General features: G+C 35.3%; 18 protein-coding genes and 1 tRNA gene. 10 read left to right on the top strand and 9 right to left on the bottom strand.

What is annotated here, in order from left to right:
- Window positions 1-63 precede the first annotated feature (63 nt).
- The 3 genes from IPJ53_02060 (at window position 64) to ppsA (ending at window position 3,809) form a co-directional block, all read left to right on the top strand.
- The gene (locus IPJ53_02060; protein ID MBK7797873.1) at window positions 64-426 is read left to right on the top strand and encodes a hypothetical protein; all 363 of its coding nucleotides are present in this window, start codon (window positions 64-66) and stop codon (window positions 424-426) included.
- Window positions 427-469: 43 nt separating this feature from the next.
- Window positions 470-1,237 carry a sulfite exporter TauE/SafE family protein gene (locus tag IPJ53_02055; protein ID MBK7797872.1) on the top strand — a complete coding sequence of 256 codons (768 nt, stop codon included), beginning with the start codon at window positions 470-472 and terminating at the stop codon, window positions 1,235-1,237.
- 157 nt (window positions 1,238-1,394) lie between these two features.
- Complete coding sequence (gene ppsA / locus IPJ53_02050) at window positions 1,395-3,809, top strand: phosphoenolpyruvate synthase (GenBank protein ID MBK7797871.1); 2,415 nt, start codon at window positions 1,395-1,397, stop codon at window positions 3,807-3,809.
- Window positions 3,810-3,931: 122 nt separating this feature from the next.
- Here the strand turns inward: ppsA and IPJ53_02045 are convergent, their stop codons facing one another.
- The 5 genes from IPJ53_02045 to IPJ53_02025 all read right to left on the bottom strand — a co-directional run bounded on the left by IPJ53_02045 (window position 3,932) and on the right by IPJ53_02025 (window position 7,425).
- The gene (locus tag IPJ53_02045) at window positions 3,932-4,462 is read right to left on the bottom strand and encodes a rhodanese-like domain-containing protein (GenBank protein ID MBK7797870.1); all 531 of its coding nucleotides are present in this window, start codon (window positions 4,460-4,462) and stop codon (window positions 3,932-3,934) included.
- Window positions 4,459-5,490, bottom strand: a complete 1,032-nt coding sequence (locus IPJ53_02040) for a diphosphomevalonate decarboxylase (GenBank protein ID MBK7797869.1) — start codon at window positions 5,488-5,490, stop codon at window positions 4,459-4,461. Before IPJ53_02040 ends, IPJ53_02045 begins: the two co-directional genes overlap by 4 nt.
- Entirely contained in the window at window positions 5,487-6,089 is a 603-nt protein-coding gene (locus tag IPJ53_02035; protein MBK7797868.1) for a DUF4294 domain-containing protein, read from the bottom strand. The genes IPJ53_02040 and IPJ53_02035 overlap by 4 nt, the downstream gene beginning before the upstream one ends.
- Window positions 6,090-6,188: 99 nt before the next feature.
- Complete coding sequence (locus tag IPJ53_02030; GenBank protein MBK7797867.1) at window positions 6,189-6,497, bottom strand: rhodanese-like domain-containing protein; 309 nt, start codon at window positions 6,495-6,497, stop codon at window positions 6,189-6,191.
- 79 nt (window positions 6,498-6,576) lie between these two features.
- Window positions 6,577-7,425, bottom strand: coding sequence for a hypothetical protein (locus IPJ53_02025; GenBank protein ID MBK7797866.1), 849 nt, complete (start codon window positions 7,423-7,425; stop codon window positions 6,577-6,579).
- 361 nt (window positions 7,426-7,786) lie between these two features.
- On the opposite strand from IPJ53_02025, the gene IPJ53_02020 reads away from it, so the two are divergent.
- The 7 genes from IPJ53_02020 (at window position 7,787) to IPJ53_01990 (ending at window position 12,464) form a co-directional block, all read left to right on the top strand.
- Window positions 7,787-8,302: a DUF177 domain-containing protein gene (locus IPJ53_02020; GenBank protein ID MBK7797865.1), complete on the top strand. Its 516-nt coding sequence runs from the start codon at window positions 7,787-7,789 to the stop codon at window positions 8,300-8,302.
- An 11-nt stretch (window positions 8,303-8,313) separates the two neighbouring features.
- Window positions 8,314-8,517, top strand: a complete 204-nt coding sequence (gene rpmF / locus IPJ53_02015; protein MBK7797864.1) for a 50S ribosomal protein L32 — start codon at window positions 8,314-8,316, stop codon at window positions 8,515-8,517.
- A gap of 119 nt (window positions 8,518-8,636) precedes the next feature.
- The gene (locus IPJ53_02010; GenBank protein MBK7797863.1) at window positions 8,637-9,017 is read left to right on the top strand and encodes a RidA family protein; all 381 of its coding nucleotides are present in this window, start codon (window positions 8,637-8,639) and stop codon (window positions 9,015-9,017) included.
- A gap of 11 nt (window positions 9,018-9,028) precedes the next feature.
- Complete coding sequence (gene trpS / locus IPJ53_02005) at window positions 9,029-10,024, top strand: tryptophan--tRNA ligase (GenBank protein MBK7797862.1); 996 nt, start codon at window positions 9,029-9,031, stop codon at window positions 10,022-10,024.
- Window positions 10,025-10,066: 42 nt separating this feature from the next.
- Complete coding sequence (locus IPJ53_02000) at window positions 10,067-10,675, top strand: fumarylacetoacetate hydrolase family protein (GenBank protein ID MBK7797861.1); 609 nt, start codon at window positions 10,067-10,069, stop codon at window positions 10,673-10,675.
- A gap of 107 nt (window positions 10,676-10,782) precedes the next feature.
- A complete protein-coding gene (gene rmuC, locus IPJ53_01995) occupies window positions 10,783-12,279 on the top strand; it encodes a DNA recombination protein RmuC (protein ID MBK7797860.1) in 1,497 nt (498 codons plus the stop codon).
- A 100-nt stretch (window positions 12,280-12,379) separates the two neighbouring features.
- Window positions 12,380-12,464: transfer RNA gene (locus tag IPJ53_01990), tRNA-Leu, on the top strand.
- 451 nt (window positions 12,465-12,915) lie between these two features.
- Here IPJ53_01990 and IPJ53_01985 read toward each other — a convergent pair.
- From IPJ53_01985 to IPJ53_01970, 4 genes are all read right to left on the bottom strand, one after another.
- On the bottom strand, window positions 12,916-15,975 hold the full coding sequence (locus tag IPJ53_01985) for a glycosyl hydrolase (protein ID MBK7797859.1): 3,060 nt from the start codon (window positions 15,973-15,975) through the stop codon (window positions 12,916-12,918).
- Between the two features lie 112 nt (window positions 15,976-16,087).
- A complete protein-coding gene (locus tag IPJ53_01980) occupies window positions 16,088-16,807 on the bottom strand; it encodes a hypothetical protein (GenBank protein ID MBK7797858.1) in 720 nt (239 codons plus the stop codon).
- Window positions 16,808-16,994: 187 nt separating this feature from the next.
- On the bottom strand, window positions 16,995-18,200 hold the full coding sequence (locus tag IPJ53_01975; protein MBK7797857.1) for an acetyl-CoA C-acyltransferase: 1,206 nt from the start codon (window positions 18,198-18,200) through the stop codon (window positions 16,995-16,997).
- Entirely contained in the window at window positions 18,200-18,625 is a 426-nt protein-coding gene (locus tag IPJ53_01970) for a hotdog fold thioesterase (protein ID MBK7797856.1), read from the bottom strand. The genes IPJ53_01975 and IPJ53_01970 overlap by 1 nt, the downstream gene beginning before the upstream one ends.
- Window positions 18,626-18,628: the final 3 nt, after the last annotated feature.

Below are 18,628 nucleotides of genomic sequence, written 5' to 3'. Positions count from 1 at the left end.
TAATTACTGATTCAAATAAAATATTCATTCTGAACTATCTTTAATCAAAAATTTAGCCTTCGAATGGGCCAACAAATATGGAATATCATGGACATTACCGGGGAAGAATATGTCCTGGGAATATACCATGGTGAAGACAGTGGCCATGTTGTTGTCTATTTAAATAATAACATTATTATAATAGATTTTAAAATCCTCATGAGTAAAACCTATCACTTTTTTATTGGACATGAATTCATGCAATTAAAAATTGTTAAAAATAAAGAAGAGTATACTTATTCATTAGAAGTAGATACTGAGGCTAAAACTCCATATAATCTCCAACTCAAAGCGCGAGAAGAAATAGACCAAAGAAATATGATGATTGGACTTTTTATTATAATTGTACTTTTAACAATATTTCTATACTTTAGAAACTTTAAATAGTTCTAATTAAAAAATAAAAGTTTTCAGTTACAACCTGATGGGAATTGAAATTTTACTAATAAGTATTGTATGCTTTGTAGGATCTCTGCTTACATTTTTTTCAGGATTTGGTCTTGGGACCCTTCTGTTACCGGTTTTCAATCTATTTTTTCCAATTCACCTTGCCATTGGGATGACCGCGATTGTTCATTTTCTGAACAATGCATTTAAATTAGGTCTAATGACAAAATATATAGATTGGAAAATGGTTAGGCTTTTTGGATTCCCTGCAATGCTGGGAGCTTTTATAGGAGCCATTGCCCTGAAACAAATAACAATACAAAATCAGGAGATTCACTTCGCATTACTTAATATGGACTTCACAAATTCATTAATTAAAATTTGCATTGGATCCTTGTTAATTGTTTTCTCAATTCTAGAATTATTTCAAAAATCAATTAAGCCAATTACAAGCTCCTATTGGATCATTCCTGGAGGACTTATGAGCGGATTTTTTGGTGGATTATCTGGCCATCAGGGAGCCCTTCGGTCAATTTTTTTGATTCGCACTTCAATTAGCAAAGAAGCTTATATCGGAACTGGAATTATGATAGCCTGTTTAGTGGATATCAGTCGAATTAGCCAATACATTCAACACATCAGAAATGTTGATTTAAACTTCTATTACATTCTCATTCCTTGTCTGGCAGCATTTCTGGGAGCTTGGTTAGGTCAAAAATTTCTTCACAAAACAACATTCCCGTTATTAAAATACTTAGTGGCTTTTTTCCTAATTCTATTTGGTTTGTTGCTATTACTTGGTATAATTTAAATCACTTAATACACCTTAATTTACATTAGCGACAATATTATGTGTAAAAATGACAATTATCATTAATAAACAGTTCTTAAAATCTTACTTTCATCCATTGTAGTGGATGCTTTTGCAGATATACTTAAGTTGATTTCAAGATTAAATTTTCAATCATATGTCAAATTCTGGTAACATTTTGTTTTTTAGTGAAATTCATTTATCAGATATTGCAGAGGTAGGAGGTAAAAATTCTTCCCTTGGAGAAATGTATAATATCTTAAATCCAGACGGCATCAATATTCCGAATGGATTTGCTATCACTGCAAATGCTTACCGACAATTTATAAAGGAAAATGACTTAGAGTTACCATTAATTGAAATGTTGGATTTACTTGATACTCAGGAATATTCCAATTTGAGTTTTGTTGGTGAAAAATCAAGAGCTTTGATATTATCTGGAAAAATTCCGGAAACCGTTCAAAAAGATGTAAAACAGGCATATCAGGAACTTTGCAATAAATGCGGAAAATCCAATTTGGATGTTGCTGTAAGGAGTAGTGCAACAGCTGAAGATTTGCCTACAGCAAGTTTTGCAGGTCGAATGGAATCTTTTCTAAATATTAGTACAGAATCCCAATTATTAGAAGCGGTACTGAGATGTTATTCTTCTTTATATACTGATCGGGCAATTAAGTACAGGCATGATATGGGTTTTAAGGAATTAGATATTGCTTTGTCAATAGGCGTCCAACAAATGGTCCGAAGTGATTTGGCTTCTTCTGGAGTTGCATTCACAATTGATCCGGACAGTGGTTTTCAAAATGTTATTATCATTAATGGGTGTTTTGGTTTAGGTGAAAACATTGTGCAGGGAAGGGTGAGTCCTGATGAATGGATTGTTTTCAAACCTACTTTGAATGATCCAAGTTTTAACCCAATTCTTAAAACCTCATGCGGCAAAAAAGAATTCACGATGACTTATGGTCAAAATTCTTTTGAGACAAAAATTGAAAACAAAATTGTAAATCATTCAACACCACTGGTTAAAATAAATCAACTTTCCCTAACAAAATCTGAAGTAATATTACTGGCTCAGTGGTGCCAAATAATTGAAAACCATTATGGTAAACCTATGGATATTGAATGGGCGAAAGATGGTCAAACCGATCAATTATTTATTGTTCAGGCAAGACCGGAAACAGTTCATGCTAAACTAAAAAAGAATATTAAAAAAATATATATTCTAGAAGAAAAAAGTGAAATACTAACTAAAGGCATAGCTCTTGGCGATAAAATTACATGTGGTAAAGCAAGAATTTTAAATAGCCCTGCGCAAGCCGAATTACTGCAACCCGGAGAAATCCTAATTACAGATATGACCAATCCGGATTGGGATCCTGTCTTAAAAAAAGCCGGTGCCATCATAACCAATAAAGGAGGAAGGACCAGCCATGCAGCTATTGCAGCTAGAGAACTTGGAACAGTAGCTATTGTTGGTTGTGAAAATGCAACTGAACAAATATCAACAGGGCAGGAAATTACTGTCTCCTGCGCCCAAGGGACGATCGGGAATGTTTATAAAGGCTATCTTAAGTGGCACGTTCAAGAACAGGATTTTGGTGATTTAAAAATACCTAGAACTCATCCCATGCTGATTCTGGCTGATCCGGATAGGGCATTTGAACTAAGTCAATATCCTAACGAGGGCGTTGGACTTTTGAGGCTTGAATTCGCTATTTCAAACAGTATTAAAATCCACCCTTTAGCACTTTGTGATCCACAAAAAATCATTGATGAAAAAATCAGAAAAGATATAAATGACTTAACTAAAGATTACAGGGATGGTAAAGACTTTTTTATTGATAAACTGGCTGAAGCTGTTGGTGTTGTTGCAGCTGCATTTTACCCAAAGGACGTTATTGTCCGTATGAGTGATTTCAAAAGTAATGAATACGCAAATCTTTTGGGAGGAAAATATTTTGAACCAGTTGAAGAAAATCCGATGATAGGTTATCGGGGAGCATCACGATATTATAGCAATTTCTATCGGAAAGGATTTGCATTGGAATGTGCTGCAATGAAAAAAGTAAGAACCCAAATGGGTTTAAAAAATATCAAACTAATGATCCCTTTCTGTAGAACTACCGAAGAGGCTCACAAAGTATTGGATGAAATGACACTGAATAATTTAGTTCAGGGAGAAGATGGGTTAGAGATTTATGTAATGATTGAAATTCCAAGTAATGTTATTTTAGCAAATGAATTTGCTCAAATATTTAATGGATTCTCAATTGGGTCCAATGATTTAACCCAACTCACTTTGGGGTTGGATCGAGATTCATCTTTTGTAAATTATTTATTTAATGAAGAAAATGATGCAGTGAAATTGCTTATTCACCAGGCAATACAAGCAGCTAAACAAAATAAAATTAAAATAGGTCTCTGTGGGCAGGCACCCAGTGACATTCCCACCTTTGCAAAATTTCTGGTTGAAGAAGGAATCGACAGCATTTCATTTAATCCAGATGCATTAATAAGAGGTATTGAAAATATACTGGCTGCTGAAAATAATTTGCCTGACGTCCACTAATAACTCACAAATATATAATATTTAATAGAGCTAAAATAAACCTGTCAATTAAGGAAAATCTAAAAAAGATCAATAGTTCTGTGGTTGACTAAAATGAAATATTTTGAATTTTTTCTCGGTATCTATTTGTACACTTTTACATAAGATTTATTATTCATATAACGTCCCCACAGTTTTGAGAATCCATGTATGTAATTTGTCAATTTTCCATCACTGCCATACAATGGATACCCCAAATTTGCCCACTCAAAAATACTGCCATATAAATTTGAAACATCATTAAATCCATTTGCTTTAAGTTGTTCACAGATTTTCTCACTACGATATCCAACTGAACAATAACAAACGATTGGACAATCTTTATTAAGGTCAATTATTTTTTGAATTTTAAAGTTGTAATAACCTACCCACCTTGCACCCCTTAAATGACTAATTTCATACTCTCTTAATTCCCTTGTATCAAGTAAAATAAATTCATCCATTCGAGTAACCAATTCTGTTGCATTTATTTCAGGAACAGAATGTTTTAATAATGTATTTAATAACCTATCATAAGAATTGTTCTTAACTTTTGATCCTTGTGCTGAAGCATTGCCCTGAGCACAAATGTTTGATATTGTAAAAATAATACCTAATAATATTTGAATTCTCATAATATTATTTGTTTAGGACCCTTTCCGATTTGATCAAAAATTATTTTGCCATGATTATAGTAATCCCCAAAACTAGTCTTGCACCATGAGGCTACTTCTGACATAAATTTTTGAGGGAAAAGCATATGTATGTTAGGCCCTGCATCTATACTGAAACCAATATTAATATTCGTTTCATTTCTGAACTTCCTGATAGCTTGAATAATTCTAATGGAATCTGGTTCAAGCAAAAGATATCCCGGTCTCGAACTCATCATCAATCCATGCAGAGTAAGTGCTTCCTCCTCACATATATCGATAAATCCATTCCAATCTCCCTCCGATAAAATTTTGATCAATTTATGAATATTGTCATTTGCCTGTTGGATCCTTGCATCCCTATATGGATGTAGCTTCATGAGCTCATGTCCTGCAGTAGAAGACACGGATTTTTCCTCTTTGTTAATGATGAAAATCCAATCCTGAATATCTTTAAAATTATTATGAACATTTGCAGACCAGTCAATTCCATATTCATCTGAAGATTGTGGTACATTTGGAATTCTACCCCAGAGTGATGCTGTTGAAAATAATGACCTGCAGGCTGACCCACTTCCTAATCTAGATCTATATGAGGCCATTTTTAAAAATTCATCTGATCGTATATCTCTTCCTTCAAGGTTAAATTGCAACTCTGTAATACACAATGCTATTGCACTCATGGCCGATGCCGAAGAGGCAATGCCGGCAGAGTGAGGAAAAGTATTTTTACTGTCTATCTTCAAATCAAAGTCATTAATAAAATAAAGCTCCAGTGCATTTAAAAATCGTTTTACTTTATTAGCAAACTTTTCATTCTTACTCCCATCATAAGTAAATTCAATGTTCCCTTTTCCTTGAGTTAAAAGCTCTATTGTTGTCTCGGTATAACTTCTATCCAAAGTAAAGCTAATGGAGGGATTCATTGGAATTTGCATTCCATACTTCCCCCAATATTTAACAATGGCAAGATTTGATGGACTTTGCCAGCATACTTTTTTGGTAATCATTGTTGAACATCTTTCATTACATCAAAATCTTCTAGTACTGCATCCATAACTGGATCTGCTCCAAAAATGTATTTATCCTTTAGTCGATATCCATAAACTTTACTGAACTCATTATAATATAAAGCTGAAAAACCACCTTTAAATTCCTTTATGATATCATAAAATGATCTATCTATTGCCTTCTCCATCATCTTGGTTAAAATTAATCCCTGAGTCCTACTCAAATTCTTTAAAGGTGTTTCAAATTCATCTTCAAGCCGTTTGGATATTTCCTTATATAAACGTTTCCTTTCGCGCTTTGATTTGCCTTCGGTTTCTTTTGATAACTGAGTATACAATCTAACTCCTTGAACAGCATAAGGATATACGACAGCAGCATATCTTCTGTACTTTGCATATCTTTCGCGTTCATCAGAATAATCGAATTCCTTAGGTGCAGTAATCGATATTCTTTCCAATTGTGCAACTACGATTGTATCTCCCTCCATTACTAAAACCCTGACAACTTCACCATCAACAATAGTCGTATGCTCAGTATATTGCGCATTCAGACTTAAGGTTAAAAGTCCAAATAAAATAAAAAGCTTACTAACTCTCATTGGTGCTTTAACGCTTCTTAATCAAGAAATAAGATAAGAACCGGTTTAATTTTGAACATAATTTTTCAAGTTCAATAGGACCAAGTAATTATAACTTTTCTAAGCTGGTAGGTTTTCTTTCCATGAAAGCATCCCCCCTAATAAATTACGTACCCTCTTAAATCCTGCCTTTTCAAATAATTGCTTTGCTAAACCACTTCTGTTGCCACTTCTGCAATAAACAATTATCTCATCATCTTCGTGTCCAGCCAATTCCAAAATTTTTAATGGCAAATCTGTTTGTAAGGTTGCCAATTCACCCCCAATATTAAATTCCTGATGCTCATGGGTTTCTCGGACATCAATTAAGATAATTTCTTCCTTTTTCTTGAGCCTTTCATTCAATTCCTGTACAGAAATATCGTCCATATATCTTTTCTATTTTAAGTTAATTTCTAACGGTGACCTCCATTTTTGCGTATAAAAAAAGTCCAAATTAAATTACATTCTATTGATTATCACAGTCTTGAGGTTTATTTTGGTGTATGGTAATGCTAATTCTTTCGCCTAACTTAATGGAACTTCCGGATTTATACATGGGCTCCTGCTTGATAACATAAGCTTCTTCTGGTTCGTCAATTTCACCATCATAGTTAATATCACCTAACAGAAGTTGTGAGGCTTCAAGTTCAAACCTTACTTCTGTCAGCGTTTTACATTTTAGGTTTGGTATTTCAATTTCCCCATCCTTTTGCTTAGAAATTATTATTTGCAAGGTATCGCCTTTAGATATTTTAATCCCCTTTTTCTGTATTTTGGAGTCTAATATCAGTTCTCCATGATACAATACTTTCAATATATGTCCTGTCGGACCGGGATCATATTCTGCACCTGCAATCTTGGTTTTAAGTTGAAATAAAGACTCTAGCTCAGCTCTCTTATGTTCATATTTTTTTCCATAAAGGCCAATAAGTTCCTCAGAATCAATAATATCTGGATTATACCTTGTGATACTTACATATATCTTCCTGCCTCTTTTAACCAATGACCCGGGTTTAGGCACTTGTGAAATAATAACCCCTCCTCTTTTGCCAATTAAATGAATTGAATCTGTTACTATAATTTCAAAACCTCTTGGATCAGCATGTTTTTTTGCATCGATTAGGGGGATTCCAACATATTTGCCCAATTTAAGTTTCTGTCCATGATTGGTGTAAAAAGTAAGAATAAATGAATGCGCAATCCAAAGTAATAACAGAAAAATTCCTATACGTATAAGACTATACTTGAATAACTTGCTTCGTAAAAACAAGCCCATGTCTGCAAACGTAAAAGAACTGTTATCCTGGTCTTTCATGATTAAATTGTATGATTGTTCCTTCAATCAGCCATAAATCTAAAGCCATTTATGGAAAAAAAATCTAAATCCTAGTCGTAAAAAATTTAACCGGAAATTTATGTCCGGGTTGACGCCAATTCTTGAAATTTAATAATGCCCAAGGCCAACCTAACCTAGGTTGACCGTTTAAAAATTTCAAGAAAGCCCGAAATTTCAACTTTGAAATGGGGTGCGTCAACAACTTTTTTTATCATTTGATTTTAATTCATATAGGTCATATAGGTATAGAACTACTCAAAGATAAGTTTTTTACAAATTTTGATTGATTTTTAGGAATTAATCATACCTTTGCAGTCCAAATTTTGGAAACGTTCATTTTATGGATTTCTTAAAGCAGTTTGCAATACCGGTCAAAGGGCTGTTGGATGGATCTCATCAATATGAGTTCCGTTTAGAAGATGAGTTTTTTAAACATTTTGAGGCAAGTCCTATCGATAGGGCTCAACTTGTTGTCAAACTTAATCTTGACAAGCAGGTTGATCTTTTGGTAATAAACCTGAATATTAAAGGATTTATTCCCACTTCCTGTGACCGATGTCTTGCTGATATCCAACTTCCGATTGATAAATCCTATAAGTTGGTTGTAAAAAGGGCTGAAGGTTTATCGGACGATCCGGATCTTGTCCATCTTGCTCCTGATGCACACGAGTTGGCCTTTGGAGAATTGCTTTACGATTATGCTTGTCTTTCGGTCCCGCTAATTAAGCGATTTGATTGCTCTTCTTTAGCTGAACCACCTTGCAATCTGGAAGTTCTGAAATATATTCAAAAAGAGGAAAAAACTAAGGAAAGAAATCCCATTTGGGATGAACTTAAAAAATTGAAAACTAATTAAAATTAAAGATTATGCCTAATCCAAAATGGCGACATTCGAAAACGCGCAAAAGAAAAAGAAGAACCCATTATAAGGCAGAAACTCCTCAATTGGCGACTTGTAAAACAACTGGTGCAATACATATCATGCATCATGCACACTGGCACGAGGGTAATTTGTACTACAAAGGGCATGTCGTGATCAAAGCTGCTGAAGAGGCAACTGCCGAGGCATAATAAAGCCTTTAAAAGTTTTTAATCAAATAACCTTTATATTGTATATTTGATTACGAGATATATTATTTATATCATGGAAGCCCCTATTAGGGGCTTTCTGACTTTAAACCACATCAACCATGAGAAAAGTAATTTATACAGAAGATGCTCCAAAACCTATAGGACCTTATAGTCAGGCAATACAGGTGGGTCATACATTATATGTCTCTGGACAAATTGCCTTGGACCCAAAGACTAATGAATTGATCACTTCTAATATTGAGGTTGAGACTCATCGTGTACTTGATAATTTGGGGGCCATTCTTCATGCTGCTGGAATGGATTTCGAACATGTTTCTAAATGTTCAGTATTTGTCAAGGACATTAAACAGTTTAACAATATTAATGCGGTCTATGCTACCTACTTTCCAACTCAAGGTGCTCCTGCAAGAGAATTGGTCCAAGTTGCTGAGTTACCAAGAGGTGTAAATGTTGAGATATCATGTATAGCCTATAAATAATTTTCAAAATCATGAGTCAAAAAATAATTCTTTCAGGCATCCAACCTACAGGTAATTTGCACTTGGGAAGGTATTTTGGAGCTGTCCAGAATTGGGTAAATCTTCAGGAAGATTATAATTGTGTATATGGAATCGTAGATTATCATGCCATGACCATGCCTTATAATCCCGCTAAGCTTCGTGAAAATGTTTGGGAGCTTACCATCAATTTGCTTGCGTGTGGGATTAAGCCAGAAAACCTCTTTATTCAGTCTATGATCCCCGAACATGCGGAGCTAGGATGGATTTTGGGGTGTATGTGTAGTTATGGCGAATTAAGCAGAATGGTTCAGTTTAAGGATAAGTCCGAACAAGTGAAGGAAAAAGATAAAGATATGTTTATTTCCTCTGGATTATTTACATATCCGGTGCTTCAAGCTGCAGATATACTTATTTATAAAGCCGACTATGTTCCTGTCGGAAAAGATCAAGATCAACACTTGGAACTTACTCGTAACATTGCTCAAAGGTTTAACAACGTAGTAGGTAAAGATTACTTTGTTATGCCTGAACCAATGTATACAGAAATACCAAAAGTAATGTCCACCGCTGACCCTTTAAAAAAAATGAGTGCCAGTGCGGGAGATAAACACAACATCAATGTTTTTGCTTCAGAAGACCAAATTAGAAAACAAATCCGTTCAGCTGTGACTGATGCAGGAAACGATCCTACAAAAATGGCTCCTGGAACCGAAAACCTCTTTTCCATTTTAATTGCGTGTGGCCGAAAAGATTCATACGATGAGCTATTAAGTTCTTTTAAATCCGGGAATCTAAAATACAGTATTCTAAAAGATACCGTTGCTGATGCAATCATTGATCTGGTAAAGCCAATTCAAGCCCGGAGAGAAATAATTCTTCAAGACAAGAAGGCAGTCAAGGATCAAATCAAAAAATCTTCTGCTGAAATTAGATTGCGGGCTGCTGAAACATTGAAAGAGGTAAAAAACTTATGCGGTTTGTCATAGTTAGTCTATTTGACACTCTGTTAATACTTAGATATTCATAGTATGACCATTTTTTGTATTGGAAGAAATTATCTTGAACACGCAAAAGAACTAAATAATCCGGTACCAATCAAACCGGTTATTTTTTGCAAACCTTCAACTGCACTTCTTAGAGAAAATAAGGCCTTTTACCTTCCTGATTTCAGTAAGGATATCCACCATGAAATAGAGATAGTCTTAAGAATTTCAAAACCAGGAAAACAAATACCTTTAAATAAAGCTGTAGAACATTATAGTCATATCGGACTTGGAATAGATTTTACTGCCAGGGATCTCCAACAAGAGTGTAAAAATAAGGGGCTTCCTTGGGAAATTGCAAAAGCTTTTGATAACTCAGCTGTTTTGAGTGATTTTATTGATAAAAAAGAATTTGACCTTCAAAATATTGAATTCTCCTTGTTAAAAAATAAAGAATTGGTACAATCCGGAAATACCAGAGAAATGATATTTTCCTTTAGTGAAATCATCAGTTATCTCTCCACTTATTTTAGGTTAAATGCAGGAGATCTCATTTACACTGGAACTCCTTCAGGTGTGGGATCGGTTCAATCTGGTGACTTTCTTGAAGGATTTATTGGCGATCGCAGAATGTTCTGGACTGAAATAAGATGACTCTTTTCAATATATAATATTCTCTTAAGCATTGTTATCTTTAACTCTTGATAGCCGTTAGGCTTTTAATTTTTGAGAATATTTATTTTAATTTCAAACATACCCCTATGCCCATTGAAATATTGTATCTCCTTATTGGAATATCAATAGGAATTGTTGTACTACTCATCTATAAATCAAATGTAGTAAGTAAAGATATATATCTGGAATTAGAAAGAAAAAGTCATGACCTAACTACTCAAAACCAAATTTTACAAGATCAAAATAATAGAGTTCAATTTGAATTTTCTCAAAATCTTCAAAAATTGGAAGAGACTCGTTTAAATTTCACTAATCTAATTGCCGAAAGATCTACTCTTCAAGCGACACTTGAAAATGCGCGACAACAATTCAGTATTTTGAAAAGCGATCTTGACGAACAAAAAAAAACGAACACCATTCAACAATTTGAAATTACAGAATTGTCAAAAAAGCTTAACACAATTGAATCGGATAATCGCTATCTACTTGAGAAACTGCAAACACATAAAAAGGAAATTGAAGATTTTAGAAATCAATCTATGACAGAATTCCAAAACATGGCGAACAAAATCATGGAAGAGAAATCAATAAAATTTACTCAAACTAATAAAGATAATATCGAAAACCTGCTTAAACCACTCGGCGAAAATTTAGATAGTTTTAAAAAAAAGGTGGAAGAAACTTATGACAAAGAATCCAAACAAAGATTCAGCCTGGAAGATCGTATAAAAGAATTGATTGAACTAAATAACCGACTGAGTAACGATGCAAAAAACTTGACTTCTGCCTTAAAAGGTGATGCCAAAAAAATGGGAAATTGGGGCGAAATTATTTTGGAAAGTATATTGGATCAATCTGGACTTCAGAAAAATAGGGAATATGTAATTCAGGAAAGTTTAAAGGATGAAGAAGGTAGGGAGTTCAGGCCCGATGTTATGGTCTACCTGCCTGAAGAAAGAACTATTGTAATTGATTCAAAAGTATCACTTGTTGCTTATGATCGCTTTTGCAGTTCCGATTCAAAAGAAGAACAAACAGAAGCTCTTAAACAACATATTCAATCTATTAAAAATCACATAGAAGAATTGAGTCGTAAGAAGTATGAACAACTTGCCAAATCTCTTGACTTTGTGATGATGTTCATACCAATTGAACCCGCCTATATGGTTGCAATCCAGGCAGATAGGGACCTATGGTCTTTTGCCTATAACAAAAGAGTGTTGTTAATCAGTCCAACTAATCTTATTGCAGCTCTGAAACTGATTGCTGATCTTTGGAAGAGGGAAAGTCAAAATCGTAATGCAATAGAAATTGCAAAACAGGGGGAACGCTTATTGGACAAATTCCTTGGTTTTGCAGAAAGTATGGAAGAAATTGGTAAGCATCTAAACAGATCAAGCGAGGCTTATGGTGAGGCCATTAAAAAACTTCGTGATGGTAAAGGCAATCTGGTTGACCATGCCATGAAACTTAAGAAACTTGGCTTAACTAGTCGGAAAAGTTTGCCCAACAGTCTTTTGAGTTTTGACCAGGACTCAGATGATACGGATAATTTAATATCTGAAGAACTTAGTCAAACCTGATTATTCAAATCATTGAGGCTAATAATTGCTCAAATTGATTTATTTATTTCTTCAGTATTGGAAAATCTTTATTTTTGCTCCCCGTAACAAACCCGCCTGCACCGAAATGGCGGAACTGGTAGACGCGCTGGACTCAAAATCCAGTGACCTTTAAAGTCGTGTGGGTTCGAGTCCCACTTTCGGTACAAAGCCAAAAAGGCGCTCATCTTTCGATGGCGCCTTTTTTGGTTTCATTCATTCATTCACTCAAGTATTTCTAATCGAAGTACTCCAAACCTGTAAAGGGCATAACTCACTTGCTCTATAATGGATTCCTAAATGGAAACTTTTCCAAAGAAAAAATCTTATAAATGTTAAATCTAATTGGGGTATAACCTCTTGTTTACCAGAACTTATGGCTAAGTCTTTGGTCAATCTTTGACCCAAACAATACAAATAAAATAATATAGGTTCCAAATTAGATCAATTTAAACAATCGACTTCCACTGCCGATTGTTTCATTCATTCATTCTATTTGGCAACAAAAATTATACCAAGCTTTAGAATTTCTTGAATTTTATTGGAATCCTTTCAATGTTGGCTAATATTCCTCTGGCTTTGATTCGTAAGCAATCTCAAAACTTAAACTTTCAGTTATTACGATTTTAAAGGCAAATTAAGCCCTTCATCTTTCAGATGCTTAAGAAATTTGGATCCTTGTTTATCCTTTATTTCCTGAAAAGTCGCTTTGGACTGGTCGATGCGTTTTTGTAAAACTGGTATTCGTTCAATGGATAAATTAGATGGTCTTTGTTGACTTTGCACTACTGCACCATAGGCCTCAGTTATCTCTTCCCGCAATTTGGTCTCATCGGCAAAAATTGATTTTTGTTTGGTAGCCAACAATGTTGATCTAAGATTTTCAAGTTGATCAAAATATTGATCAGCAGCTTCTTTTGATTTTTTAGATTTAAATTTCTCTTTAGATTCTTTAATCAGTTTCTGTTCTCTATTAATGTCATCTACTGTCTTAGCCAAGTCCTCATGCATCTTGAAATACTTCATTCCAGCCTCATATTGTAACTTCCTGTCTTCCAATGTATAATTCTTCTCATCTCTATGAATCAAGATAATCTGGTCTTGTAATTCTCTGTCGCCAACTTTAAGCTTTACTGAATAAGTTCCCGGTAAAACCTGTGGTGCTAAAAATCCTCCAAAATCCAATTTAGTCCCTCCTTCTGCCACTTTTGGGGGTTTCATTCTAAAATTCCAATAAACTTTATTAATTCCTTTTCGCTTTCCTCCGGGAATGCTTTGTACTAATTTTTTATCTTGATCATAAATTTCAATCTTTACATCTCCATCCATAAGTCGATCTTTAAGATAATATTGAATTGGAACTAACTCCTCCGGATTGGGTGCATTCCACCCTCCTGAAAATGGACTTCCTCCTCCATATTTACCGTCTGAAAGCACCATCTCGCTAATTTTAAATAGATGGATTTCCTTTTCAGCTACTTCCTTATTCATGGTCCTTAAGGCAGATATATCATCAAAAACATAAACCCCTCTACCATGTGTCCCAATAATCAAAGCATTCTCAGAGGGATGTACCTGAATGTCTCTTACCAAGGCAAATTCAGGAATGTTATTTTTCATCCTGAACCAATTATTTCCGGCATCTAGACTGACAAACATCCCCATTTCCGTTCCAAGAAATAGTAAATCCTTGTTCATCCTATCCTCAGCAATTTTGTGCGCAAATCCTGTAAATTCAGAATTATTCAGTCTATTCCAGGTTTTTCCACCATCTTTTGTTTTTATTAGATATGTGTTGTGGTCTCCATACATGTGATTATCTAAAGTGACATAAACTGTATTCACATCAAATCTGGATGGTTCAATACTTGATATCCAGGTTTGTGCAGGAATGCCTGCTTTTATATATTCTTCCGATACATTTTTCCAGGTTTTTCCACCATTAAGGGTTACCTGTAGATTGCCATCATCTGTTCCCACCCAAATGATACTTTCGTTTAGTGGAGACTCCGCTGCAGTAAATATGGTACAATGATTCTCAGCACTGGTATTATCTGCACTTAATCCTCCGGAATTTTCCTGCTGCTGTTTGTTTTTATTATTGGTGGTGAGATCTGGGGAAATTCGAATCCAATTCTGTCCCTGATCAGTTGATTTATAAAGATATTGCGCACCTACATAAAGGTTTTTTCTATTGTTCTTCCCGTTTATTATAGGAGTATTCCAATTCCACCTCAACTTATCCTCCAGTGAAGTTTGCTTTGGTTGAATTGGATAAGACTTAAACGTATTGAGATCTATTCTGGCCATATTTCCTCCTTGTGCTTCCGCATATGCTGTTCCAGCATCAGACATATCTGGTATCGTCCAAAATCCATCACCCCAATACAATCCTTTCCAATCACCATTGGAAACTCCGCCTGGTTTTGCAGATGGTGCGATCCAACTTCCATTATCCTGCAACCCTCCATAAATATTATAAGGTTTCGCATCATCAACCGCAATGTGGTAAAATTGTCCAACAGGTAGATTTTGGCAAAAAGTAAAGGTTGCTCCGCGGTCGTTGCTTAAGTAAACTCCACCATCCGTTCCCAAAACTAAAAAGTTAGTATTATTTGGATTAATCCATAAGGCATGGTGATCTGAGTGTACCCAACCTCCATCATTGGAAGCATCATTGAATGAATACCCTCCATCATCAGAATAAGAAAAATTAAAAGCCGGCCTGTATACTCTCTTAGGATCTTTTGGATCTACCACAATTGTGGAAAAATAAAAAGGTCTTGACACAACATTCATCGTTGCCGATTGCTGTTTCCAGCTTTCGCCAGCATCAGAAGATATATATAGCCCTGTTTTATTGGATTCTACAATTGCTATAAGATTTTGAGGTGCGCTAGGGGCAAGTGCAAGTGCAATTCTTCCAAAATCACCTTCAGGAAGGCCTTTGCTTATCCTTTTCCAGTTTTTGCCACCGTCGGAAGATTTATAAAACCCACTTCCTTTTCCACCGGAATTAAAGGAATATGGCGTTCTCCTGAATTCCCATGTGGTGGCATAAATAATTGAAGGATTGTTGGGGTCTATTGCTATATCTGCACATCCTGTCTTCGTGTCAATAAACAATATTTTATCCCATGTTCTTCCTCCGTCCATTGATTTATATAATCCTCGGTGGGGGCTATCTGACCAAAGTGGTCCTGGGGAAGCAACATAAATCGTATTAGAATTTTTTGGGTCCAATATCACCTTACTAATGTGTTCTGTGCTATCAAGTCCTAATTTTATCCAATTGGCGCCGGCATCGTTTGATTTATACAAACCTGTTCCAATTGAAACAGAGTTCCTCATATTGCTTTCTCCTGTACCTACGAAAATGTTTGAAGGATTCATTTGATCAATAGCCAAAGCTCCAATAGATTGACAATACTTGTCAAAAATTGAAATAAATGAGGCCCCAGCATTTGTACTTTTCCAAACACCCCCTCCGGCAGTTCCAATATAAAGTGTCTTCCCATCCTGATTCACCCCTTCAATCGCCGTAATTCTACCACTCATAGTTCCAGGACCCATCGCCCTGGCTTCAATAGCCCCAAAAGTTGCGGAATTGATCTTCACCTGTGAATAAAGACTATCTATTAGAACTAGACAAAAGAAAATATGCATTGCAATTTTCATAGGAATTTGAAATTTGTATAGGATTAATTAATGAGTTAATATTAAAGGATTGGCCTAATAAAAAAGACACGCCAAACTTTCATTTGTCGTGTCTTTTTTTCTTACTTAAAAATTAATTTGCTGGAGAGAAAATACTTTCATCTACATTTCCATTTACAGTAATCTTTTGAAAATCAACGGGTCCATTTTGACTTGCAACTGTATGTGGAAAAATATATCCCCCATCTACTGGCTTATAATTGCTGTAATCTGCTTGTACATCAAACTCTTTTCCACCAGCTTTTTGCTTGGAAATTGTTCTGACAATGTAATAGGTGGTAGGATCAATAAATTGGTAAGTGGTTTTTCCTGATTTAGTGATTGTCTTAAGCTTAAAACATTCTGTTCCTTCCACATCGTCCATTCCCAAATATTCAACCGAATGGCCCTTTTCTTTAAAATTACATAAGGTGGATTCAAGGTCTAATTGGTCTAATTGCTCCTTAATTGCATCCGGTGTCATTGCATCCGGTGTGGTTTGTCCTTGAAAAGGCATGAAAACCCACCCGGAATCAGGTCTTAAAATCATCCAGCCTTTCATACTCATCAATTCAATGTCCATCCGCCATGCCTTGTTGTGCATTGTTGTCATATTGACTGCAATTTCCATATTAGGTGCTGTAATTTTACCTTCCATCACTACCGATTTTATGGATTTGAGTTTTTCCACACCGCCCAAAGCAGATAAATGCTTTTGTACAATTTCATCCGCTGTTTGTGCCTTTGAAACAGATACAGAGATTCCTAAAATAGATGCAATCAGCAGATTGAGAAAAATTTTCGTGTTTATCATGTTTAAATTTTTTACAAAAGTAACCCCGGTATAATTTGTTGGGTTAATAAGTATACCAATTTCTTAATATTTAAGATAGATTTAATAGTTTCAACGACAAATCTCAAAAGCTACATAAATCAATTTAATTATTAACAATGAAATGTGGAGTTTGAAAAAGTGATTCTATTCTTGACTATGCTCGGCATCAAACGCGTTCTAAAATGACTGCGTACCCCTGACCAACGCCAATACACATGGTACACAAGGCATATTTTTTTTGTCTCACTTGCAATTCTTTAGCTGCTGTAAGAATGAGCCTCGCACCACTCATACCTAAAGGATGCCCTAAAGCAATAGCCCCTCCATTTGGATTTAAACGGGGATCTTCATCTTCCAATCCTAGGTTACGCGTACAAGCCAGCACTTGAGCAGCAAATGCTTCGTTTAACTCAATAATATCCATTTCACCAATTCTTAAGCCAGCCTTATCTAATGCCCTTTTACTTGCTTCCACAGGTCCAATACCCATGATCCGTGGTTCTACTCCCACTACACTATTTGAAACAATACGTGCTATTGGTTGAAGATTTTGTTGAGATATAACTTTTTCTGAAGCAATTAACAAAGCTGCAGCCCCATCATTCAAGCCGGATGAATTACCGGCAGTGACAGTTCCATTTACATCAAAAGCTGGTTTTAACATTGACAATTTCTCCGGCGTCGTTGCAGGCTTGGGAAATTCGTCATTCACCATCCATATGGTATCCTTCTTACCACTTTGAACCTCAATAGCTCCAATCTCCTTTTCAAACCGATTTGATTTTAAAGCCTTATTATATTTCATTTGAGAATTATAGGCTAACAAATCCTGGTCTTCTCTGGAAATTTGGTACATTTTTGCTAAATTTTCAGCCGTTTGCCCCATACTATCGCAACCATAATTTCTTTCCATTAAAGGATTAATAAATCGCCATCCAAAAGTGCTGTCAAACATCTTTGCATCCCTCCCAAAAGCTGAACTTGTTTTTGAAATAATCCATGGCCCTCTGGTCATCCCTTCTACACCCCCCGCAATAAATATTTCACCATCTCCATTTTGAATTGCACGGTGGGCGTTAACCACTGCTGACATACCTGATGCGCAAAGCCTGTTAACTGTTTCTCCTGGCACATGAGTCGGCAGTCCAGCCAGTAAAAGGGCCATTCTAGCTATATTTCTGTTGTCTTCACCGGATTGATTGGCACAACCCAATATTACATCACTGATTAAAAATGGGTCAAGGTTTTTAAATTTTTCCATTAATTTCTTGATCACATGGGCCGCAAGATCATCTGTTCTAACGGTCGATAACATTCCTCCCAAAGACCCAATTGGTGTCCTGACCCCATCAATTATATAACTTGTTTTCATTATTCTACAACTTGCTTTTCTGTACGGTAACAAATTCCATTAAATACAGCTACAATTTCATTATTTTGATTCTTAATTAATACTTGATAATTTCCAATCTTATTAGACTGGGTGATCATTTTTGACTCAGCTGTTAACACATCATCTTCAACTATTGGTTTAGAGTGCGATATTGAAGTCTCAATGGAAAGACTTAATTTGTTGTAACTATTACAAGAAAAAGCAAATGCACTATCAGCCAATGAATACGATATGCCACCATGTGCTACCATAAACCCATTCAACATCTCTTTTCTTACTTTCATTCTTAAAATGCAATGGCCTTCCATTATTAAGACTTTTTCAATTCCTAACCATTGACTAAAACCATCTTCGTTAAACATTCTCTCCAGTACCTTTTCAGGAATTATATTTTCTCCGGCCATATC

Origin of the sequence: Candidatus Vicinibacter affinis, assembly GCA_016714365.1 — a bacterium.
In the GTDB taxonomy this organism is placed as follows: domain Bacteria; phylum Bacteroidota; class Bacteroidia; order Chitinophagales; family Saprospiraceae; genus Vicinibacter; species Vicinibacter affinis.
The sequence above is the reverse complement of the archived record's forward strand: the minus strand, read 5'-3'. Positions and strand labels throughout refer to the sequence as shown.